The 22,223-nt window shown below is 62.0% G+C and carries 22 protein-coding genes; 15 read left to right on the top strand and 7 right to left on the bottom strand.

The genetic code is table 11. From position 1 onward, the window contains the following. The first annotated feature begins 1 nt into the window (after window position 1). Genes LDN75_RS03330 through LDN75_RS03315 form a run of 4 tightly spaced genes read left to right on the top strand, consistent with a single transcriptional unit; the run spans window position 2 to window position 3,406 of the window. A complete protein-coding gene (locus LDN75_RS03330; RefSeq protein WP_223935768.1) occupies window positions 2-1,003 on the top strand; it encodes a sugar phosphate isomerase/epimerase family protein in 1,002 nt (333 codons plus the stop codon). Window positions 1,004-1,015: 12 nt separating this feature from the next. Then, window positions 1,016-1,915 carry a biopolymer transporter Tol gene (locus LDN75_RS03325; RefSeq protein ID WP_223935767.1) on the top strand — a complete coding sequence of 300 codons (900 nt, stop codon included), beginning with the start codon at window positions 1,016-1,018 and terminating at the stop codon, window positions 1,913-1,915. 4 nt (window positions 1,916-1,919) lie between these two features. Further along, window positions 1,920-2,939, top strand: a complete 1,020-nt coding sequence (locus tag LDN75_RS03320) for a Gfo/Idh/MocA family oxidoreductase (RefSeq protein ID WP_223935766.1) — start codon at window positions 1,920-1,922, stop codon at window positions 2,937-2,939. After that, a complete protein-coding gene (locus LDN75_RS03315; protein WP_223935765.1) occupies window positions 2,936-3,406 on the top strand; it encodes a heme-degrading domain-containing protein in 471 nt (156 codons plus the stop codon). The genes LDN75_RS03320 and LDN75_RS03315 overlap by 4 nt, the downstream gene beginning before the upstream one ends. 70 nt (window positions 3,407-3,476) lie before the next feature. On the opposite strand, the gene LDN75_RS03310 is transcribed toward LDN75_RS03315, so the two are convergent. Further along, entirely contained in the window at window positions 3,477-4,259 is a 783-nt protein-coding gene (locus LDN75_RS03310) for an IclR family transcriptional regulator (protein WP_223935764.1), read from the bottom strand. A gap of 404 nt (window positions 4,260-4,663) precedes the next feature. Between LDN75_RS03310 and LDN75_RS03305 the strand changes: the two genes are divergently transcribed. The 4 genes from LDN75_RS03305 to LDN75_RS03290 all read left to right on the top strand — a co-directional run bounded on the left by LDN75_RS03305 (window position 4,664) and on the right by LDN75_RS03290 (window position 8,509). Then, window positions 4,664-6,037 (top strand): MFS transporter, encoded by a 1,374-nt coding sequence (locus LDN75_RS03305; protein WP_223935763.1) that lies wholly within the window; start codon window positions 4,664-4,666, stop codon window positions 6,035-6,037. A gap of 41 nt (window positions 6,038-6,078) precedes the next feature. After that, entirely contained in the window at window positions 6,079-6,843 is a 765-nt protein-coding gene (locus LDN75_RS03300) for an SDR family NAD(P)-dependent oxidoreductase (RefSeq protein WP_223935762.1), read from the top strand. Next, a complete protein-coding gene (locus LDN75_RS03295) occupies window positions 6,840-7,265 on the top strand; it encodes an RbsD/FucU domain-containing protein (RefSeq protein ID WP_223935761.1) in 426 nt (141 codons plus the stop codon). The genes LDN75_RS03300 and LDN75_RS03295 overlap by 4 nt, the downstream gene beginning before the upstream one ends. Before the next feature lie 134 nt (window positions 7,266-7,399). Further along, complete coding sequence (locus tag LDN75_RS03290) at window positions 7,400-8,509, top strand: ROK family protein (RefSeq protein WP_223935760.1); 1,110 nt, start codon at window positions 7,400-7,402, stop codon at window positions 8,507-8,509. 55 nt (window positions 8,510-8,564) lie between these two features. Here LDN75_RS03290 and LDN75_RS03285 read toward each other — a convergent pair whose 3' ends face one another. Then, window positions 8,565-9,134 carry a TetR/AcrR family transcriptional regulator gene (locus tag LDN75_RS03285; protein WP_223935759.1) on the bottom strand — a complete coding sequence of 190 codons (570 nt, stop codon included), beginning with the start codon at window positions 9,132-9,134 and terminating at the stop codon, window positions 8,565-8,567. A gap of 101 nt (window positions 9,135-9,235) precedes the next feature. Here LDN75_RS03285 and LDN75_RS03280 point away from each other — a divergent pair, with 101 nt between their 5' ends. Beyond that, window positions 9,236-10,444, top strand: a complete 1,209-nt coding sequence (locus LDN75_RS03280) for an MFS transporter (RefSeq protein WP_223935758.1) — start codon at window positions 9,236-9,238, stop codon at window positions 10,442-10,444. Between the two features lie 130 nt (window positions 10,445-10,574). Further along, the gene (locus tag LDN75_RS03275) at window positions 10,575-11,606 is read left to right on the top strand and encodes an LLM class flavin-dependent oxidoreductase (RefSeq protein WP_223935757.1); all 1,032 of its coding nucleotides are present in this window, start codon (window positions 10,575-10,577) and stop codon (window positions 11,604-11,606) included. 77 nt (window positions 11,607-11,683) lie between these two features. Here the strand turns inward: LDN75_RS03275 and LDN75_RS03270 are convergent, their stop codons facing one another. The 3 genes from LDN75_RS03270 to LDN75_RS03260 form a co-directional block, all read right to left on the bottom strand. Continuing rightward, a complete protein-coding gene (locus tag LDN75_RS03270) occupies window positions 11,684-12,109 on the bottom strand; it encodes a ChaB family protein (RefSeq protein WP_223937466.1) in 426 nt (141 codons plus the stop codon). Between the two features lie 99 nt (window positions 12,110-12,208). Then, window positions 12,209-12,877, bottom strand: coding sequence for a response regulator (locus LDN75_RS03265; RefSeq protein WP_223935756.1), 669 nt, complete (start codon window positions 12,875-12,877; stop codon window positions 12,209-12,211). A 2-nt stretch (window positions 12,878-12,879) separates the two neighbouring features. Continuing rightward, the gene (locus LDN75_RS03260) at window positions 12,880-14,469 is read right to left on the bottom strand and encodes a sensor histidine kinase (RefSeq protein WP_223937465.1); all 1,590 of its coding nucleotides are present in this window, start codon (window positions 14,467-14,469) and stop codon (window positions 12,880-12,882) included. A gap of 293 nt (window positions 14,470-14,762) precedes the next feature. Here LDN75_RS03260 and LDN75_RS03255 point away from each other — a divergent pair, with 293 nt between their 5' ends. From LDN75_RS03255 to LDN75_RS03235, 5 genes are all read left to right on the top strand, one after another. After that, window positions 14,763-15,773, top strand: a complete 1,011-nt coding sequence (locus LDN75_RS03255; RefSeq protein WP_223935755.1) for a tripartite tricarboxylate transporter substrate-binding protein — start codon at window positions 14,763-14,765, stop codon at window positions 15,771-15,773. Further along, complete coding sequence (locus LDN75_RS03250) at window positions 15,770-16,273, top strand: tripartite tricarboxylate transporter TctB family protein (protein WP_223935754.1); 504 nt, start codon at window positions 15,770-15,772, stop codon at window positions 16,271-16,273. Before LDN75_RS03255 ends, LDN75_RS03250 begins: the two co-directional genes overlap by 4 nt. Then, on the top strand, window positions 16,273-17,883 hold the full coding sequence (locus LDN75_RS03245) for a tripartite tricarboxylate transporter permease (RefSeq protein ID WP_223935753.1): 1,611 nt from the start codon (window positions 16,273-16,275) through the stop codon (window positions 17,881-17,883). The genes LDN75_RS03250 and LDN75_RS03245 overlap by 1 nt, the downstream gene beginning before the upstream one ends. Next, the gene (locus LDN75_RS03240; protein ID WP_223935752.1) at window positions 17,880-18,272 is read left to right on the top strand and encodes a universal stress protein; all 393 of its coding nucleotides are present in this window, start codon (window positions 17,880-17,882) and stop codon (window positions 18,270-18,272) included. Before LDN75_RS03245 ends, LDN75_RS03240 begins: the two co-directional genes overlap by 4 nt. An 86-nt stretch (window positions 18,273-18,358) precedes the next feature. Continuing rightward, window positions 18,359-18,889, top strand: coding sequence for a GNAT family N-acetyltransferase (locus tag LDN75_RS03235; protein WP_223935751.1), 531 nt, complete (start codon window positions 18,359-18,361; stop codon window positions 18,887-18,889). A gap of 12 nt (window positions 18,890-18,901) precedes the next feature. On the opposite strand, the gene LDN75_RS03230 is transcribed toward LDN75_RS03235, so the two are convergent. Further along, window positions 18,902-21,037 (bottom strand): glycogen debranching N-terminal domain-containing protein, encoded by a 2,136-nt coding sequence (locus LDN75_RS03230; protein WP_223935750.1) that lies wholly within the window; start codon window positions 21,035-21,037, stop codon window positions 18,902-18,904. 40 nt (window positions 21,038-21,077) lie between these two features. Continuing rightward, entirely contained in the window at window positions 21,078-22,160 is a 1,083-nt protein-coding gene (locus tag LDN75_RS03225; protein ID WP_223935749.1) for a glycosyltransferase family 4 protein, read from the bottom strand. Window positions 22,161-22,223: the final 63 nt, after the last annotated feature.

Genomic DNA, 22,223 nt, shown 5'->3' with positions numbered 1-22,223 from the left:
CATGCCCCGCCCGTACACCCTGTTCACCGGCCAGTGGGCCGACCTCCCTTTCGAGGAAGTCGCGCGCCTTGCCTCGGGCTGGGGCTACGACGGCCTGGAAATCGCCGTCTCCGGAGACCACCTGGACGCCTGGCGCTGGGACGAACCCGGCTACGTCGAGTCCAAACTCGCCGTCCTGGAAAAGTACAACCTGAAGGTCTGGGCCATCTCCAACCACCTCAAAGGCCAGGCCGTCTGCGATGACCCCATCGACTTCCGCCACGAAGCGATCGTCGGCTCACGCGTGTGGGGCGACGGGGACCCCGAAGGCGTCCGCCAACGCGCCGCCGAAGAAATGAAACACACCGCCCGCCTCGCCAAAGCCCTGGGCGTGGACACTGTGGTCGGGTTCACCGGCTCCTCCATCTGGCAGTACGTGGCCATGTTCCCGCCCGTCCCCGAAAAAGTCATCGACGCCGGCTACCAGGACTTCGCCGACCGGTGGAACCCCATCCTGGACGTCTTCGACGAACAAGGCGTCCGCTTCGCCCACGAAGTCCACCCGAGTGAGATCGCCTACGACTACTGGACCACCGTCCGGACCCTCGAAGCGATCGGCCACCGGCCAGCGTTCGGCCTGAACTGGGACCCCTCCCACTTCATGTGGCAGGGCATCGATCCCGTGTCCTTCATCTGGGACTTCAAGGACCGGATCTACCACGTGGACTGCAAGGACACCAAGCTCCGCCCCACCGGCCGGAACACCGTCATGGGCTCCCACCTGCCGTGGGGCGACCCGCGCCGCGGCTGGGACTTCGTCTCCGCCGGACGCGGCGACGTGCCCTGGGAATCATCCTTCCGCGCCCTCACCGCGATCGGCTACAACGGACCCATCTCCGTGGAATGGGAAGACGCCGGCATGGACCGCCTCCACGGCGCCCCCGAAGCCCTCGCCGCCCTCAAGAAGTTCGACTTCCCCGCATCCCAAACCAGCTTCGACGCAGCCTTCAGCAGCAAGGACTAGGACAAAACCGACGTGATCCGCACCCTTCAACCCGGCCAGCGCTGCGAGGTGTGGATCGCGTCGGTCACCTGTCAGGCTGAGCTGCTCTACAGCTCGGACGGCTTGTTGTTCGAAGCACCCAACTGGACCCTCGACGGCGCCGCACTTGTCCTCAACGGGGATGGGAAGCTCTGGACGCTGGACGTGACCGGCGGTGAGCCCACGGAGGTCCCGCTCAGCGGCATCCCGGATCTCAATAACGACCACGTCCTGGCCCCCGATGGCGCTGGCATCTTCCTCTCCGCCAACGACGGTCACATCTACCGCGCTTTGCTGGACGGCAGACCCGCCACGCGGATCACCGAGGACGATGGATCCTTCCACTTCCTCCACGGCGTCAGCCCCGACGGCAAGGAGCTTGCCTACGTAGCTATTGAGGCCGGTGACTTTTCGCAGCCAGGTCGCCTCATGACCATAGCGTCCGACGGCGGTGCTGCCGCCAGCGTTGATCTCGGCCGCTTTGATGTCGGTTCAGCCCACTGCGACGGCCCGGACTACTCACCGGATGGCAAGTGGCTCTACCTGAATACGGAGTCCTTCGGTTCAGTTGCCGGTCACGCCCAGCTCGCCCGTGTCCGTGTGGATGGCACTGGCTTCGAGCAAGTCCTTGCATCCGGCACCGTCGACTGGTTCCCGCACCTCTCCCCCGATGGCCGCTACGCCACGTACATCCGGTTCCCCAGCGGCACTGTTGGCCACCCCGCCGACTTGCCGGTCGCCGTCGTGCTTGTTTCGACCGAGGACTGGACCACTCCCCTCCATACATGGCCTCTCTTCGGCGGCCAAGGTACCCTCAACGTCAACAGCTGGTCGCCGGACTCGACGCGCTTTGCGTTCGTGGCCTACCCACCCGCAGACTCAACGAAGGAGTAACGACGTGACCTCTCCCTCTCCGATCCGCTGGGGCATCCTTGGCACTGGATTCATCGCAGGCCTGCAAACGCAGGACTTGAACGAGAACGGCTTCACGGTTCAGGCCGTTGGCTCGCGGAGCCCGGAATCCAGCAAGGCGTTTGCTGGGCAATACGGCGTGGACACCGCCCATGGAAGCTACGAAGACCTGGTGGCGGATCCTGAAGTGGACGTCATTTACATCGCCACCCCGCACCCCATGCACCACGCGAACGCGCTCCTGGCACTGAACGCAGGCAAGCATGTGCTGGTAGAGAAGTCGTTCACCATGAACACCCGCGAAGCCCAGGAGATCGTGGATCTGGCGGAATCCAAGGGTCTGGTGGCTTTGGAAGCCATGTGGACGCGATTCCTCCCCCACATGATCCGCATCCGCGAACTCCTCCAGGAAGGCGCCATCGGCGAGGTCCGGAAGGTGGTGGCCAGCCACAACCAGAGCCTGCCAAAGGATCCTGCGCACCGGCTGAACGATCCGGCCCTTGGCGGTGGGGCGCTGCTGGACCTGGGCATCTACCCGATCTCCTTTGCGTTCGACATCCTGGGTACGCCAGAAACTATTCGCGCCAGTGCCTCCATGACGGCGACAGGTGTTGACCGGCAGACCGCAGCCATCTTTGAGTACGCCAATGGTCAACAGGCGATTGTGGATTGTGAACTCGACGCAGCCAGCGCCAACCGGGCCATGGTTATCGGAACAGAGGGCTGGATCGACATCGAACACACTTGGTACAACCCAGTTCCATTTACTGTCTTTGGAGTTGATGGCACCGTTGTTGAGCGGTACGACCAACCCGTGAACAGCCGGGGAATGCAATACCAGGCAGCTGAGATGGAACGCCTTATCCGTGCCGGTGAGACTGCTGGAAGCATCCTGCCGCCGAGTGAGACCGTGGCCATCATGGCAGCTATGGACGAGATCCGCCGACAGATCGGGCTGAGCTACAAAGCCGACGCTGTTGTTTCAGAAGAAGGTGCAAAGAAATGACTGAATCTGCCCGCCTTGTGGAGTTGCGCCAGCAGGAAGAAGAGCTGGTGTTCGCAAGTTTTGACCACCACGACGCCTGGCGGCTCGGCTCACTGATCGCCAACCACGCGATCGCTTCAGAGCTTGGAGTGGCCATTGATATCCGCCGGCACAACCTCGTGCTCTTCCGCTGCGTCCTGCCAGGCGCCACAGCCGACCAGGAGGAGTGGATCCGCCGGAAGTCCGCTTCCGTGCTGCGGTTCGAGCACAGCACGGCACTGCTGACTGAGCAATTCTCCGAACGCAACCCCCTGGGCGGCGGGTGGCTCGCTCCGGAGGATTACACGCTGGCCGGTGGTTCGTTCCCCATCCGGGTCCGTGGGGCAGGCGTGATCGGGGCTGTCACGGTGGCTGGCTTATCGTCGGACGAGGACCACCAACTGGTGGTTGATGGCATCCGGAGTTACCTGAAGACGGTGGGGGTTTAGGCCACGATCGGGCGTGTAGGAGGCGGCGCTTCCCGCTAGATGTATGAAAACAGTCTTTGGTGCTGCTCGGTCAGCCAGTTGCCTTTGCCCATGAGGGTGCGGACTCGCCTTTAGGCTTCCAGCCGAGCTCGAGCGAAATGGACATGGTCGTCGCCAGAAGGTCAGGAACGCTGCGGCGGAGCTCTTCCAGACCGGTCTTCTCCCGGAACGTTGTAATTGAAATGGCGCCCGCTACACGATCTGCGTGATCCCATACCGGTGCCGCTATGCAGTTCGAGACGATGTCGAACTCGCCGTCGTCCTCTGCCCATCCTCGAGCGCGTACCGTTTCAAGACGCTTCACAAATTCGGATCTGGAAGTGATGGAGTTGGGCGTCCGTTGTTCAAAGGTGGCGTTATCCAGGATGGACTCACGACGGGCACCATCAATGAACGCGAGAATGGCCTTACTGACCCCGGCTGTGTGTATGACTACGAATCCGCCGATTCTTGTGTTCAAGCTGATGGATTGTTCGGGTTCGACTTTATCGACATAGACAATGCGGTTGGCTTCCGGCACGGCGAACTGAACGGTGTGGCCAAGGTGTTCACTGAGTCGGACAATGTGGGGGTGAACGACTGACCTGAGATCGAACTGTTCCAAGGCTGACTGTGCCAGGCCGGCGAGCCTGAACCCGACGCCGAAATACCCGCGCTCGTCGGTTCGCACAAACCCCGCTTCGATCATGGTCTGCAGGATCCTGGATGCCGTTGTCCTGTGAACCCCCAGGTCTGCGGCAATATCCTTCAGCGTCCGCGGGTGTTCACTGCAATATTCCAGAATTTGGATTGCCCGGGCTACCGTCTGCGACATGGTTTCTGCTCGATCCTGTGTTTTGGTGGTCGGTCGGGTTTACGGCTCATCAGCTGATCAGGCTTCCCAGTTTAGACAGCGGGCCAACGCCTGAACCGTGCCGCCAGCCCGGGCTGTCCCTTTTCGCCGCCATGCCGCGGGCGATGACAGGTTTGTGGGCCAAACAATCCCGCACTGCCTCCTCCACAAACCTAGGTGCAACATGTGCACACGATGTGTACAAATGTACGATCCCGTTCGAGCGGCGGTCAAGCTGAATCGCCACGATGGGCCAGAACAAGCGCGCTGATTTGGTGCACCCCTTGCACAGCATGTGCATATGATGCACACTATTGGCGTATAGGACTAGTCGTAGGATCGCGTGATGATCCGTTGCGGCTTTGAATTAAGCCAAAGGAGTCTTGATGAAGACATTGATTTCAGCTAGGCAGCGCTCGGCCCGGCTCACCTTCGGGGAGCTTGGGGACCGGAGCCTGGCAAAGGTACGGCGCAGGATCATCCCCGTGATCTGCCTTCTCTACTTCGTCGCATTTTTGGACCGGAACAACGTCGGTTTTGCGAAACTGACAATGAGCGAAGACATCGGCCTGACAGCATCCGCGTATGGTCTTGGTGCCGGTATTTTCTTTATTGGGTATGCACTGTTCGAAGTTCCCAGTAATGGGGGCATGTATAGGTTCGGGGCGAGGAAGTGGATCGCTCGGATCCTAATCAGCTGGGGCATCTGCGCCACCGCCATGGCGCTGGTCAACAGTGAGACGACGTTTTACGTCATCCGTTTCCTGCTCGGCGCCGCCGAAGCCGGCTTCTTTCCCGCTGTCGTCTTCTACCTCACCCTGTGGTTCCCCGCGGCTCAGCGGGTCACCGTCCTCGGACTATTCATCCTGGCCCAGCCCATCTCCAATGCCATCGGCGCCCCACTCTCGGGGTTGCTCCTGAATCTGGACGGGATGCTGGGACTCCACGGATGGCAGTGGCTTTACATCATTGAAGGCATCCCCGCCATCATTCTGGGGTTCATGGCGCCGCGGCTGCTGACCGACCGCCCGGAAGATGCCCGCTGGCTCAAAGCAGACGAACGCAACTGGTTGAGCATGACCATGGCCAACGAACTGGCGGAGAAACAGCGCAGCGGATCGCATAGCTTCCTGGACGGGCTGAAAGACCGCCGGGCCCTTGTGTACGCGTTCCTGAACTTCGGCATGGTCTGCGGCATCTACGGCTTTGGCCTATGGCTGCCAACCGTGGTTGCCGGACTGGGGAAGCTCGATCCAGCCCAAGTGGGCTTCATCGTCGTCATTCCCTACGCGGCTGCAGCCTTGTTCGTCTTCTACTGGAGCCGCCGCTCGGACCGGACCGGCAAACGCGCAGCCCACGCCAGCATCAGCATGCTCATTGCAGCATTCGGGCTGACCGGGGCCGCGTTCCTTCTCCCGGTCAATCCTGTCGCCGCACTGGTATTCCTCACGATCGCGGCGATGGGCGTCTTCTCCGCAACCGCACCGCTCCTGTCCATGCCATCAGCCGCATTGGGCGGCGCAGCCGCGGCTGCGGGCCTGGCACTGGTCAACTCCATCGGGAACGTTGGAGGATTCGTAGCCCCCTACGCCGTCGGGCTGCTCAACGACGCCACGCACAGCAACCTTGCCGGGCTGCTCTTCCTGGCCGGCTGTCTGGTCATCACGGCCATCGCCACATTCCTCTACGCGCGGAACCGACCAGAAGGCACTGCCGCTCCCAGCGCGGTCGCCGCAGCCGAACTCGCAAAAACCAATTAGCCGTGCGGCCGGAGAACCGGCTCGCCTGAAAGGAACAACTCATGATGTTTGAACAGTCACTGCGCGGAAAGACCGCTCTAATAACGGGCGGAGGCACCGGCATCGGTCAAGGCATCGCACTGGCCCTCGCCAAGGCCGGGGCCAGAATCGCCATCACCTACAACAACCACAAACCCGACCAGGATTTCGCCGATGACGTGGAACGCCTCACCGGGCACCCGTTGACCTCCCTGCAGTTGGACGCGACCATCGAAACCGAAGTCCAGAGGGCTATCGAGGCCCTTGGCCGCGACCTAGGACGGCTGGACATTCTCGTCAACAATGTCGGCGGGCTCATCCAGCGCTCTGCCATCGGCGACATGGATTTCAGACTCTGGAAGCAGGTTCTGGCCGTTAACCTGGACAGCACCTTCCTGATGACACACTTCGCCCTGCCACTGATCAACGGCGGCGGCCGCATCATCAATGTCGCCTCGTTGGCAGGCCGTAACGGCGGACACGCCGGGGCGACAGCGTACGCCACGGCCAAAGCTGCGATCTTTGGCTTCACTCGTGGGCTTTCAAAGGAACTGGCATCATCTGGTATCACCGTCAATGCCCTTGCCCCTGGATTCATCGAAGCGACACCCTTCCATGACACCTTCACCACCGCAGAATCCAAAGCCGCCACAGTCGAGACAATCCCCCTCGGAAGGCCCGGAGTTCCCGAAGATGTCGCGGGTGCGGCGTTGTGGCTAGCGTCCGAGCATGCACGCTTCGTCACGGGTACAGTTGTCGACATCAACGGCGGCCAGTACTTCGCATGATCACCGGGCAACTGACGCATCCTCGCATCCTCTCCGCCCTGGCGGCAGCCGGCCACGGTGCTACCGTACTCATCACAGACGGACACTATTCAGCCGCGACTGCAGTCGGACCAAACGCAGAAACCGTCTACCTGAACCTGCAGGCAGACTTTCCAACGGTGCCCCAAGTCCTACGCGCCGTCCTAGGCACCATCCGAATCGAAAAACTAACGCGGATCATCCCCTCCGAAGACGCAACTCCATGCCTCGTTCATACAGAAATCGATGACCTAATGCCCGAAGGCACCGAAACAGAGTTCATTAACCGACACGAATTCTATGACCTCGCCAGGTCACAGAATCTTGCCTTGTGCATCGTGACGGGCGACTCCCGGCGCTTCGCGAACGCGCTGTTGACCGTGGGCGTTCTCCAAACGGCATAAAACGCCGTCGTTTGGCAGTACCGAGCGACCTGTGACCGTGCCGGTCACAGGTCGTCGCTGCTGTGACCGGCATAGGTATTTCGAGTCATCCCACTGGAAGGAAAATGTGTCGTGTCCATCATCAGACACCGTCATTGAATCCGCGGAAGTTAGTTCACCGTCAGGAAGCACCCACCACGGCGGCCCTCAGGGTCAATGAGCTGATCCAGCTCGGCTACGTAGTTGAAACTGGCCCGGGACAGTCCCAGATCGGGCGTCGACCACGTGGGGTGGGAATCAACGCCTCGTACGGGATGGTCGCCGGAGTGGACCTCGGTGCCAAACACGCTTCGTTTGGACTGTTCGATCTGCAAGGCCGGCTGATCTCCGAGCGCCATACCGCGTTGGACATCACCCAAGGTCCCGACCCCGTGCTCAATGAGGTAGCACGGCAGATCCGGAACCTGGTCGAGACAAGCTCCGAGCGCTTAAGGTTGCTTGGCGTTGGGATGGGCTTGCCGGGCCCGGTCAGTTTCCCTGGGGGAAAAATGGTCTCTCCCGCCCGGATGCCTGGATGGAATGGCGTAGAGCCAGGCGCCCTGCTCAGGGAAATTCTTGGCGTGCCGGTCTTCGTGGACAACGACGCCAACCTCATGGCTCTGGGCGAGCATCTGATCCGTGGAGAAGACGCCGACGATTTCATCTTCGTCAAGGCTGGCTCCAGCATTGGTGGCGGGGTCATAGCCGGTGGCCGTATTCATCACGGCTACCGCGGCATGGCTGGAGACATCAGCCATGTCAGCGTCCCGGACGCGCCTGCGACGCTGTGCTCCTGCGGACGAACTGGATGTTTGGATGCCGTCGCCGGCGGGGCAGCGATCGTCAAAGTCCTGCACTCAGCGGGCGAGGCCGTGACAGATACCCCCGACCTTATCCGTTTGGCCGCCAATGGCCATCCCGTCGCAACCCAGCTGTTGCGTGAAGCGGGCAACCGCACAGGGGTCGTTCTGTCCTCAATCGTTAACTTCTTCAATCCTCGACGCGTGGTGCTCGGCGGGACCCTTAGCGAGGCTGAATCTTTCATCAGCGGCGTCCAGTCAGCGATCTACACCGAGTGCCAGCCCTTCGCCACCGACAGCCTCGAGATCGAAGCGACGAAGGCCAAAAAAACCGGCGGCATAACCGGGAGCGCCCGTCTCGCCCTGGACAGAATCCTCGACCCGGCCAGGATTACCGCAGCGGTAAACGCATCCACCCGGAAATAGCGGCCACTGACCTCGGGGGCTGGGCATTCTCAAGAAACAGCAACAGCCTTTCCCCTCAGGCCCGGCGTGAGGTTTCCAGGACCATTTGTGCGAGCTCCCTGGCCAACCGGACCGCGTCCGGGTGCTTGTCGAGCTGTGAGTTGGCGACTGCTCCGTCGTAGAGCAACCGGAGACGGTCGGCCACATCGGCGGCGTCCAGAAAGCCTGCTTCCTCGGTCTGCGACAGGATGACGTCGGCGAGCCAGTCGCGGAACGCGCGCAGCGCAGTGGCTTCCACGCTGCCCGGGAGGGCCTCGGCATTGGCATTAGCGAACGCGCAACCCCGGTAGCCCGGGGCCAGGACCGCTTCCTGCAAGGCATCAAAGATTGCCAGCAATTTGTCGACCGGGTCATCCAGCCCCTGCTGGTGCCGCGCAATCCGATCCCGCCGCCGCTGGTCCCAGCCAGCAAGATATGCGGCTACAAGCTCGTCCTTGCCCGAAAAGTTGTAGAAGAGCGAGCCTTTGGCAACGCCAGCTTCCTCGATGACCCTGTCGATCCCGACAGTATGGACTCCCTCTGCGTAAAACAGCCTGTCCGCTGCATCGAGGAGGCGTTGCCGTGCGGGAACTCGGGTGGAGGTCATGCCTCATTTTATCAGACAGATCTGTCTAAATCTGTATTGACTTAATTAGACAGATCTGTCTAACTGAAAGAGTTTAGACCACTCTGTCCAAGGAGCCCGTGTTGTCCCCCAAAATTTCCCCAGCCGTCTCTTTTGCCGGCCTCGCCACGGTTTTTGCAGCGTTTTTCTTCGCCGCGGGAGCGCCGACTCCTCTGCTCTCACTTCGCCAGCATGAGTGGCAGTTCTCATCCGGCGCGCTCAGTATCGCTTTCTCCATCTACGCCCTCGGCCTGTTGGCGGCGCTCCTGATAGGCGGCTCACTCTCCGACCATGTCGGCCGCCGGCCGGTCATGCTTGCCGCCCTTTACGGTGAGCTCGCTTCCATGATTGTGTTCCTGGTCGCCCCGACAATCACCTGGGTGATCGTCGCCCGCGCCCTCCAGGGTCTCGCCACGGGGCTTGCCACCAGTGCCTTCAGCGCTGCCATCGCTGAGCAGGCACCCGCCCACCTCAAGAAACTCGCCGGAGGCCTGGCCGGTGCCTCGGTCGCAGGAGGTCTCGGCGTCGGCGCTCTTCTGACCGGCGCCGCGGTTCAGTTCACTCCGGACGCCAACACGCTTGTGTTCACCATCCTCGCTGGAGTCATGGTTCTCGCCATCGTCTTCGTCAGCCTCACAGCCGAAACTGCAGCAAAGCGGCCTGGTGTGCTCCGGTCGCTGACTCCCCGCCTTGGACTCCCTGGCAGTGTCCGCGGTGAGTTTGCCGCAGGGATACCCGTGCACATCGCAGGCTGGATGTTTCCTGCCTTCTTCCTCGGACTTTCGCCCGTGATGCTTCGTCTTCAGTTCACTTTGGACGGCGGCCTGGTGGCCGGCTTCACGGCTTTCCTCGGCCCGTTCGCGGCCGCTATATCAAACTTCGTTTTCAACCAGCATCCTGCCCGGCGCAGCACCTTGGTTGGAACATCACTCACCCTTCTCGGGACGATCGCGGTCCTTCTCGGAATCAGCGCACTGTGGCTGCCCGCCGTCTGGATCGGTGCAGCGCTCGGAGGCATCGGCTTCGGCGCGTCATTCGGCGGCCAGCTCCGGCTAATAGCCCCGCACGTTCAGCCGCACCAACGCGCTAGCGTCTTCTCCGGCATCTACACGGTCGCTTACCTCGCATTCGGGATACCCGTCATCATCGCCGGCCAGCTTGTCCCCGTGTTGGGGCTGGTCCCAACCTTGCAGTGGTACGCGGCTGCCGTCATTGCCGTCGCAATCCCGGCAATCCTTATCCAGATGGCACGGTTCCGTCTGGATATCACGCCCACGCCCAGCCCCGCATGATCCGTCTCCGCAGGCCTGCCGAGCGTAACGGCAACCCGCCGATCCATCACAAAAGGTAACGTCCCGCCGTCGTCCCCGGTACCCGCACCTATTCTGGGCAGTAACTGCCGATCGATCGCGAAGGAAGTCCATGCCCAGCCCCGAACGCCCCCTCCGCAAGCTTGGATTTCTCACTATCGGCCTGTTCGACCCCGCGGATCCGGCCGCCGGCCACCGGTCAACGTTGGAGATCATCGAACTCGGTGAGCAATTGGGGTTCGACAGCGCCTGGTTGCGGCACCGTCACTTGCAATTCGGGATCTCCTCCCCCGTCGCAGTGATGGCCGCCGCCAGCCAGCGCACGTCCAGAATCGAACTCGGAACCGCAGTAACCCCGCTGGGTTGGGAAAATCCCTTGCGTCTGGCGGAGGACCTTGCCACCGTGGATCTGCTCGCCGGGGGACGGATCAATCCAGGGCTGAGCGTGGGCGAACCGATGCACTACGACACAGTGAAGCATGAACTGTTCCCGGATTCCTCAGAAACAGAGGACTTCTCCTATGCCCGCGTAGGGCGGTTTGCCCGCCTGGTCGCCGGCGAAAAGGTCCGGGAGTTCTCCGGCAAGCAAGGTGTTGTGGAGGAATTCTCCAACCGGGTGGAGCCACACTCTCCCGGGCTGCGAAGCCGCCTTTGGTACGGAGCGGGCAGCATGAAGTCTGCCGTCTGGGCCGGGGCAAACGGTTTCAATCTTCTGTCCAGCAGCGTGATTTTCCCGGATAAGGACCAGAAGCCGGACTTTGCCACGGTCCAACAGACGCAGATTCGTGCGTACCGCGAGGCCGCCGCAGCGGCCGGAAACACTGCCCGGGTTTCACAGGGCTTGGTGGTGATCCCAACAGATTCCGCTTCGAATGCCCAGCGGGAGAAGTACCAGCGTTACGTCGATGAACGCACTCCCCGCACGCGGGCGCCCCAAGGGCCGAAGGGTATGCTGTTCGCCCCGGATGTGATCGGGACCTCCGCTGAAATCGCCGAGCAACTGTACGCCCATGCTGGATTCCAGGAAGTCGACGAGGTAGCTTTCGCACTGCCGTTCAGCTTTGAACATGAGGACTACGTGCAGATCCTCACCGACATCGCAGGAAAATTGGGACCCGCCCTAGGGTGGAAAGCCGCCGGATGACGAGGTGCGGTGACCGTTTCGGTCCGAAACTCTGATGAGGGCCGTGGGTGGTTATACGGGCAATAATCCGGCAGAGACTAGCCGCCTCGCGCCTTCCGGGTCGCGGCGTCGTTGGCTTTCTGCAGAGCTTCGACGAGCTCGTCCTTGCTCATTTTCGAACGGCCCTTAATGTCCAGTTCCTGGGCACGTTGATAGAGATGCTCCTTGGAGGCATTGGCGTCCACTCCCCCGGCCGTGGGTTTCGTTGATTCAACGCCCTCTTCCGCGTGCTGGTCAGAAGGGCCTCGCTCCTCCTTCGCCTCCCAGTGGTCGCCGACTTTCTCGTAGCTGTGCTTCAGCGACGCATATGCGGTGCGGGCCGCACGGCTCTCATCGTTGTCGTAGGACTCCATGGCGGAATCGTAGGTCTTGGCGAAGGTGTCTTGGGCCTTCTGCTCAGAGCGCTGCAGGGTGGATGGGAGTTCGTCTTTGCGGGCATGATCGTTCTTGCCGGTCTTTGGCACAGTACTCACGCTCCTTGTCAGAAAGGCTGATCTTGGACGTGCGTCCAGCTTATCAATTGCCTATTCGGCCAGGCTTGGCGCAAGTGCTCGACACCGTCGTCACCGCGCCTTCAGCACATACCTTCTTTCGGGACGCCCGACGCCGTACTTAAGCCTGACTTCCAACGCACCTTCATCGTGGAGGTACTCAAGGTATCGGCGCGCGCTGACGCGTGAGGTCCCCAATTGTTCGGCCACTTCGGCCGCGGAGACATCGCCGGGCGCTGATTTCAGGGCAGCTTCCACCAGTTCCAGCGTCTCTACACTGCAGCCCTTGGGCAACGTCCGCTCGGATACGCCGAGCCCAAACACCCGGTTCACGTCGGATTGCTCCGCCTCGCTCTTGGACGCATCAAGCCCTTGGTAGGCATTCAGGTAGTGCTGCAAACGCTCCTGAAGATCAGACTGCGAAAACGGCTTGATCAGGTAGTGCACAATGCCACCGCGTAGTGCCTTGCGCACCGTTTCAGTTTCACGCGCTGCGCTGATCACCAGCACATCAAGGTCCGGGGCCACGTCCCGCAGCTGATGCATCAGGTCCAGGCCGTTGATGTCAGGGAGATGGATGTCCAACAGCACCAGGTCCGGCTGCAGCCGTTGCGTTTCAAGGAGAGCTTGCGCACCCGTGTGGGCCACCCCCACCACACCGAACCCCGGCGTTCGCTGGATGAACCCTGCGTGGACCTTGGCCACCATGAAGTCGTCATCGACAATCAGTACTTTGATCACGGCTACGCTGCCCCTTTGAAATCCGAATTGTGCTTGTTGAATCGTGCGGTGAAAACGGCCCCATGGTCGTTGGCCACTGTCAGGTCGCCGCCGCTGCGCCGGCATATCACCCGCGAGAGTGCCAGGCCAAAGCCGCGGGCGTCGCCGGGACCCGGCTCCTTCGTGGAAAAGCCCTGCCTGAAAATGTCCTCAGCGGAGCCGGAGGGCACTCCTGGACCGTTGTCCCGGACGGTGACTGTAACACCGTCCGCAGAGTTGACCGCCAACACACTCACCGACGCCCCAACGAGGCCAGTCACGGCGTCGAACGCGTTATCCACCAGGTTGCCCACCACGGTGGTGAGGTCCCGGGACAGTTCCTCGTTAACGCGCGGGAGGGCGGACTGGGGGTCGAGTTGCAGCTCCACCCCGCGCTCGGTGGCCAAACTGGCTTTGGCTATCAGCAGGGCTGCGAGCGCAGGGTCCTGGATGCGGCTGGTCACTTCGTCGTTAAGCCGCGTCCGGTCCACGGTGGCGCCGTTGACGAACTGCACCACGGAATCGTATTCGCCAATCTGTATCAGGCCGGAAATGACGTGCAGTTGGTTGGCGAACTCATGGGCCTGGGCCCTCAAAGTATCGGTCACGGTCCGGGTGGCACCGAGTTCACGTTCCAGCGACGACAATTCGGTTCTGTCCCTCAGGGTTGTCACGGAGCCGATGTCGCGCCCACGGGATCTGAGGGCCACCCTGTTCATGACCACCAGCCTGTCCCCCACCAGCACTAATTGGTCGGGGTCCGTTTGTTCCCGGGTGAGTACCACTTTGAGCGCACTGTCCACGTGAAGGGACCCGAGTTTCCGGCCTACGCAGTCTGCGGGCAATCCCAGCAGTTGTCGGGCGCTCTCATTGGCCACCGTAATCCGCTCGTGCGGGTCCAGCGCCACCACGCCTTCCTTCAGGCCCTGCAGCATCGCTTCACGGTTTTCCACCAGTCCGGTGATCTCCCGAGGCTCCATTCCCAGCGTTTGCCGTTTGACGCGGCGGGACAACAGGAGGGAACCGGCTACGCCGAGAACGCTGGCAACGCCCACGTAGGTGAGGAGGTTGGGCACCACGTCTTCCAGCCGTTCAAGGGCGGATGGATAGTTCCTGCTGATGGCGGCGATGCCGATCATGGTTCCGGAGTCGTCCAGTACCGGCACGTGTGCTGAGAGAACTTTTCCTTCATTACCGGCGAGGACTCCGGTCCAGGCCCGGCCTTCCTTCACCCTGCTGTCGCCCAATAGAAGTGGCTTGCCCAGCTGGCTGGGATCCGAGGAGGCCACCACCGTGCCGTCAAGCTTTGCCAGTGCCACGTGGGAGGAGCCGGAAACAGTCCGAACGGATTCGGCCACGGCCGGAAGGGCTGACCCATTGCGTGATTCGGCGGTGGGCAACAGCGCACGCACTGTCGGGTTGTTGCCCAAGGCCTCTGCCGCGGACAAGGCCCGGCGTCCTTCAGTGCGTTCAAAGGCAGCGGCAGATTGGGCCAGGGAGATGGCTACCACGGCAACCAGAACCGCCAAAACGATCAACAACTGCAGCACAAGGTACTGCCCGGCCAGGGACATCCCTCTCCGTCGAGTCAGTCGAGACACTGTTTGGATCCTTTGGTGATTCCAATTTGCAAGGGCCGCTAACAGCTTCAAAAGTAGTCCGCCTTGGCGTATCGGAACTATACCCTAAGCACGCTGAGGATCAGCTGCGCCGGGTCTTTTGCGAAGGCAAAAGCGTGAACGCAATGAACTTAAAGATCACTGCGAACACAAGAGTGATCACCGTCACGCCGGGACCTAGCATCAATCCACAGGGGCACAATGCTGACCGCCCTGCACAGAATTTCCATACTGAGAAGAGGAACACCATGCGCCAGATCCGCGCATTGCGAATCGCCGCCGTTGCTGCCGGCATCGCCCTGATGGCTACCGGCTGCGGCGCCACAGGTAAGAGCTCCACTGGTTCTGCTAGCTCCGGCGCCGCAGCCGGACCCATCACCGGCCTTCACATCATGGTTCCCAATACTCCCGGTGGCGGCTACGACACCACTGCACGGGCGGCCGCCAAGGTCCTCGACGACGAGAAGATCGCGAACAACACCGAGGTCTTCAACCTCGCAGGCGCAGGTGGCACAGTGGGCCTGGCCCGCGTGGTCAACGAAAAGGGCAACGGGGACCTCGCCATGCTCATGGGCCTGGGTGTTGTGGGTGCCAGTTACACCAACAAGTCGGAGTCGAAGCTGACCGAGACCACCCCGCTGGCACGGCTCATTGAAGAGCCCGGTGCCATCATGGTCAGCAAGGACTCCCCTTACAAGACCATCGATGACCTCGTGAAAGCCTGGAAGGCAGATCCCGGTTCCATCTCCGTGGGTGGCGGTTCCTCGCCTGGTGGCCCTGATCACCTCCTGCCCATGCAGCTGGCTGGCGCCGTGGGCATTGACGCCACGAAGGTCAACTACGTCGCTTACGACGGTGGTGGAGATCTCCTGCCGGCCATCCTGGGCAACAAGCTTGGCTTCGCGGCTTCCGGTGCAGGCGAGTACCTGCAGCAGATCAAGTCCGGTGAAGTACGCGTCCTGGCCACCAGTGGCGAGAAGCGCCTGGACGGTGTTGACGCCCCCACGCTGAAGGAGTCCAAGATCGATCTGGTCTTCACCAACTGGCGCGGCATGGTGGCCCCTCCGGGCATCAGCGAGGACGACAAGAAGTCCCTGATTGCCGCCCTGGAGAAGATGCACGAATCCGCTGGCTGGAAAGAGGCCCTGAAGACCCACAGCTGGACCGACGCCTTCATCACCGGTGACGAGTTCCAGAAGTTCCTGACGGACCAGGACAAGCGGGTGGCGGACGTGCTCACCAAGCTTGGCTTGGCGTGAGCACTGTAGCAACAGGCCTGAAAGGCCGCGCCGAGCTGGGGGTCGCCCTCCTGCTCGGCGCGGTGGGCGTCCTTGTCTTCCTTGACGCGAATGGCCTGGCAACCCCGTATTCGAAGTCGGACCCCGTAGGGCCCAAGGCAGTTCCCTTCATCGTTGCCGGACTTCTGGTGGTCTGCGCTGTTTTGCTGGCCATCAACGTTCTGCGTGGTGGCAAGGGAGAAGTGGAAGGCGGCGAGGACATTGACCTCGCGCACCCCGCCGATTGGAAGACGGTGCTCCCGCTGGCAGGAGCGTTCATCCTCAACATCCTGCTCATCGACTGGGCCGGCTGGGTCATTTCCGGGACTGTCCTGTTCTGGGGCAGCGTGCTGGCACTTGGCAGCCGGCACTACGTTCGTGACGGGATCATCTCCGTTGCGCTGTCCCTGGCCACCTTCTACGGCTTCTACCTCGGCCTTGGCATTGCATTGCCGGCCGGACTCCTGGAAGGAATCCTCTGATGGACGTCTGGTCCTCTTTGATGGACGGTTTCGCCACCGCCCTGACCCCCATGAACCTCTTGTACGCGGTGATCGGCGTACTCCTTGGAACGGCCGTTGGCGTCCTGCCAGGGCTCGGCCCGGCCATGACTGTGGCGCTGCTGCTTCCCGTCACGGCCGCCCTTGAGCCCACCAGCGCCTTCATCATGTTCGCCGGCATCTACTACGGCGGCATGTATGGCGGTTCCACAACGTCCATTCTGCTGAATACACCTGGAGAATCGTCGTCGGTTGTGACGGCAATCGAGGGCAACAAGATGGCCAAAGCAGGACGCGCAGCCCAAGCGCTCGCTACTGCGGCCATTGGCTCCTTCGTGGCAGGTACCATCGGAACTGCGTTGCTGGCTGTCTTTGCACCCCTGGTGGTGCAGTTCGCCGTGAGCTTGGGCGCACCGAGCTATTTTGCCATCATGATCCTCGCCTTGCTGGCCGTCACTGCGGTCCTGGGTTCATCCAGGCTCAGGGGCTTTGCCTCCCTGGGTCTGGGCCTGGCCATCGGCCTGGTGGGCATTGACTCCGTGACTGGCCAGCGCCGCCTGACATTTGGCCAGCCGATGTTGGCCGACGGCCTGGACATCGTTGTGGTGGCAGTGGCCATCTTCGCCGTGGGTGAAGCACTGTGGGTTGCCGCCCACCTGCGGCGTTCACCGCTTCACATCATTCCCGTGGGGCGGCCTTGGATGGGCAAGAAGGACTGGGCCCGCTCCTGGAAACCCTGGTTGCGTGGCACCGCTTTCGGCTTCCCGTTTGGGGCACTTCCCGCCGGTGGTGCCGAGATCCCCACATTCCTCTCTTATGTCACCGAGAAGCGGCTGACAAAACATCCGGAGGAATTCGGCAAGGGAGCCATCGAAGGCGTCGCAGGACCTGAAGCAGCCAATAACGCTGCCGCAGCTGGAACGCTGACCCCAATGCTTGCCCTCGGCCTGCCTACCAACGCCACCGCCGCCGTCATGCTCGCAGCGTTCACCTCCTACGGCATCCAGCCCGGCCCGCAGCTGTTCTCCAGCCAAGGTCCCCTGGTGTGGGCGCTCATCGCGAGCCTCTTCATCGGCAACCTGCTGCTCCTTCTCATCAACCTGCCCCTGGCACCCCTGTGGGCAAAACTGCTGCAGCTTCCGAGGCCGTACCTCTACGCCGGCATTCTCTTCTTCGCTACTTTGGGCGCCTACTCCGTAAACCTGCAGGCGTTCGACCTTGTGATCCTCCTGGTGCTCGGAGCCTTGGGATTCATGATGCGGCGCTTCGGGCTACCCGTGCTGCCCCTGATTCTGGGCGTCATCCTCGGCCCGCGCATCGAAGGCCAGCTACGCAGGACTCTCCAACTGTTCGCCGGTGACCCCGCCGGGCTGTGGAGCGAGCCAATCGCCGTCGTCGTCTACATCATCGTGGCTATCGTCATCCTCTGGCCGCTGATCTTCAAGCTGGTCCGCCGCAACCGTCCGGTGTCAGCCAGCGTGGTCCCTGCCCACCCGGGCGAAACCGTCACGGCGAAGGACGCCGCCATCCAAGCTGACGAAAACACCACCCCGCTCCAGCACAACAGCCACCACAACAAGGAGAAGCCATGACCATCGTGGTGGGATACGTCCCCACACCCGAGGGCGAAGCCGCATTGACCCAAGCCATTGCCGAAGCCAAGAAAAACAACGACACCCTTTTGGTGATCAATTCTTCCAAGGGCGACGCCTTGGTGGATAACAGGTACGCCCAGGAACCGGAGATCCAGACCATCGAGGAACGCTTGGCCCTTCAAGGCATCCAGCACGTCATCAAGCAGCCGGTCCGCGGCCATGACGCCGCCGCTGAGGTACTGGATGCGGCCGACGAGACCAACGCCGAGTTGATTGTGATTGGCCTCCGCCGTCGCAGCCCGGTTGGCAAGCTGATTATGGGCAGTGTTTCGCAGAGGATCCTGTTGGAGGCGGACTGCCCCGTGCTCGCCGTGAAAGCAGACTAAACGCAAAACTTGAGTTCGTGCCCAGCTAATGCCCTTAAGATTCGTTCTTAGGGGCATTAGCTATACACAAACACCGAGGGGACCACGTGGCCGAGACCATTCGAACAGCAACAACGGACGACGCCGGAAAGCTGGCCGAGCTTGCGGCCGTCACCTTCCCGCTGGCGTGCCCGCCCGGCGCCTCACCGGCGGACATCCAGGCCCACCTGGAGAAGACGCTCGCCGAGGACAACTTTGTGGACTACCTCGCCGATCCAAACATCACCATTTTGGTGCTCGACGACGACGGGCAGCTCAACGGGTACACCATGCTGATTGCCAAGCCGGCAAGCGACCCGGATGTAGCCTCCGTGCTCTCGGCACTCCCCTCCACGGAACTCAGCAAGTGCTACGTCCACCCGGACCACCACGGCCAGGGAGCCGCGTCCCGCCTCATGAAGGCGTCCGTCGCGGACGCTTCGGAAAAGGGCGCGGCGGGAGTATGGCTTGGCGTGAACAGTGAAAACGCCAAGGCCATCCGTTTCTACGAGAAGAGCGGCTTCCAAAGGGTGGGCACCAAGTCGTTCAAACTCGGCGACACCATAGAGCACGACTTCGTCATGGAGCACGAGCTCTAGGAAACGCCGAACCTAGCCGAACAAGTCCCCAGCCAATGGTGGCCGGGGATCGGAGCGCAACTCCAGGCCAGTGGGCAATCCCGTCACAGTGCCATGTCCCGCGGACGCCTGGATCGTGACCCGCGAGCGCCCCAGCAGCACGTTTTCGGCCTTGAACTCCCCAAACGAGTCCGGGAGGATAGGCGCCAGGTGGAGTACTTTCCTGGTGAAGTCGGGGTCGAACCGCAAGAGGATGCGGGCCAGCTGGATCGGCGCCGCGGCCGCCCACGCCTGGGGTGAACACGCCGTCGGATAGGGCACCGGCTCCGGGAAGTCTGAGCGGTCAAAGCCGCAGAACAGTTCCGGGAGCTGACCGCCAAAGTGCTCGGCGGCGTCGAACAATCCGCTCGCCACCCGGCTGGCTTCCTTCACGAAGCCGTAGCGCATGAGTCCGGTGGCCACGAGCGCCGTATCGTGTGGCCAGACCGAGCCGTTGTGGTAGCTGACGGGGTTGTAGGCACCCATGTCCGAACCCAGAGTGCGGATCCCCCAGCCCGTGAACATCTCAGGTGACATCAGCCGCTCCGCCACAAGTGCAGCCTTGTCCTCGTCCACGATGCCGGTCCACAAGCAGTGGCCCATGTTGGACGTACAGGAATCCACGGGTTTCTTGTCCTTATCCAAGGCAAGGGCGTAATAGCCCCTGTCCGGCAGCCAGAAAGTCTCGTTGAACGCTTCCTTCAGCGCTTCGGCCCGGTCGGCGCAACGGCGTTCGACGGCGGTATCGCCGGCAGCGCGCGCCAGCAGCGAACGCCCAACGTAGGCCCCGTAGGCGTAGGCCTGGACCTCGCACAGCGCGATGGGCGTTTCAGCCATCTTGCCGTCCGCGAAGTTGATGCCGTCCCAGGAGTCCTTCCACCCTTGATTGATCAGGCCGTGGCTATTGGGCCGCTGGTACTCGATGAACCCGTCGCCATCCCGGTCGCCATAGTTTTCCATCCAGGAAATTGCACGGTCGGCATGGGGAAGCAGGGAATCGATGATGTCCGCCCCCAGGCCCCACCGGCTGAGTTCGCCCAGCAGGGTGACGAAGAGTGGCGTTGCATCCACGGTCCCGTAGTAGGCGGTTCCGCCCAAGGAAAGTCCTGCCGTGACTCCCAGCCTTACCTCGTGGGGCATGCGGCCGGGTTCCTCCTCGGAATCGGCGTCCACTTTGCTGCCCTGGAGCCCGGCCAGTGTTTGCAGCGAGCCGGCAGCAAGTCCAGGATCCACCATGAGTGACATATAGGACGCCAGGATCGAGTCGCGCCCAAACAATGCCATGAACCAGGGCGCCCCGGCTGCGACGGCAGCACGCCCGGGATGCTCATGGTCGAAGATCCGCAACGAGCCAAGATCGCTCTGGCTTCGCTCCAGGACTTCCTCAACGTTCCTGTCCGTAACAGCGATCCGGGGAACGTGCTCCGCCCAGGCCATGTGCCGGCGGACACCTGCGGTGTGGTGCAAGGGAGTGGTTTCGGTGAAAGGGTCGTTGGGCCCTTCCCCGTTGGTCAGCGGGATGGCAATGACGCTAGTGGTCCATTGGCTCCGCGCGGGGATGGTGATGTGGAAGCTCAGCCCATCTTCCGTGGGTTTCCCTCCGGATGCCCGGAAGGATACGCCCCGGCGTTGTCCATTGGCGTGAACCGACTCGATGTGCAGTTCCTTCTTGTGGACCGTTCTCGCCACGGATGCGGCCTTGCCCGCCCTGCCACCTTTGACGTCGAAGAGGTCGGCGAGGTCCGCGTCGATGAGCAGCTCAATATCGCAGGTGGATGCCTGCCCGGAGTAATTCCGGATAGTGATGTCGTCCCTCAGGCCGTGCCCTACATGCCGCTGATGCCTCACAACCAACGGGCTGTCGAACCTACCGTCTGCTGAGAGTGCACGACCCACGAATTCCGCCTGGAACGCAGTTGGATTACGAGCCACCAACGGCTCACGGAACGCCCCGTTGACGCGGAGGACCCACCGCGACACGATCCGGGTGTCCTGGTAGTAGGCGCCGTGGGCCCCACCTCCGTGGATGTCACCAGTGTGGGCGGAAATGCAGAAGGACGATCCTTCGACGACGGTCACCGCACCAAATTCGGAGGCGCCCGCCTCCGTGTCGGCGTTCCAAGCAGTCATGGCCCACGAAGCCTTCCTCGGGAAATGTCCTGCTTATCGATCACAGGTTGATGGGGGCTTGCCTCTGATTGTCTTGCAACTTGCCGTCGCCGGGAAGGCCTCCGGCCTTGAATTCTTCGATGACCGTGGCGTAAAGCTCCAGATGGTCCGCTGCCATCCGTGAAGCGTTGAAATACTCATCCACGGTACGCCGGCACTCCGCACGGTTGAGACGTTGCACGTCCTCCATGAACCCTGCGAGTTCGTGGGTCTGCGCCAGATATCCCGTCACTCCATGCTGGACTATTTCGGGGGCGGCACCCATCGGAGTGGAAAGTACTGGTGTTCCGGTAGCCAGGGACTCGATCATGACCAGTCCGAATGGTTCATGCCACTGGATGGGGTTGATCAGGGCCACGGCTCCCCCCATGAGCTCGTACTTCTCGGGATCCGAGAGTTCACCGAGGAATTCTTCCTGTGAACCAAGGATCGGCTCAACAACGTCGTGGTAATAGTCCTGTTCACTCTTGGCATGCATCTTGGCAGCGATGCGCAGCGGCACCCCGGCCTCGCGGGCAACGGCCACCGCCTCCAACAAGCCTTTGTCCGGGCACATGCGTCCAACAAAGCATGCGTAACCGCCGGCACCCTCGCCGACAGAAACCGTGGAGAGATCCAGCCCATGATGGATGACGGCCGATATTGGGAGGTCGGAAATGCGGCTGCATTGGTCACGCGAAATGGCGATGATCGCGGTGTCCCGGGCCATATCCCGGTAGAGCCCTGCGTACCGCGGTGTCAGCGGGCCATGGACAGTGGTCACCACCGGCACATTCGGCGGCCGGTGGGCGTAAAGAGGTCCGGCAAGGGTGTGATCGTGGATAACGTCTACGTCCTGCATGCCGGCATATGCCTTGATCACGTGGTGCAGCTCGCTGAGTGTCTGCCCTAACTCCTCCGGCTCGCTCTGCCCGAAACCCCGCAGCTGTGGCACGGGGCAGGTACTGTCGGCCGCCGTGGCCAGGAGTACCTCGTGCCCTGCATCGGCCAAAGCCCTTGCCAAGGCATCCACAACCCGTTCAGTGCCGCCGTACCGTTCCGGGGGCACTGGGAACCATGGGCCAACGATGAGTCCAACGCGCATGCTGTAGGCCTCCACAAATATGCGAACCCGCGCACGGGGTTCAACCTCGTGTTCATCGCGGCC

Source organism: Arthrobacter sp. StoSoilB5 (genome assembly GCF_019977235.1).
In the GTDB taxonomy this organism is placed as follows: Bacteria; Actinomycetota; Actinomycetes; order Actinomycetales; family Micrococcaceae; genus Arthrobacter.
This window is presented reverse-complemented; position numbering and strand designations above follow the sequence as displayed.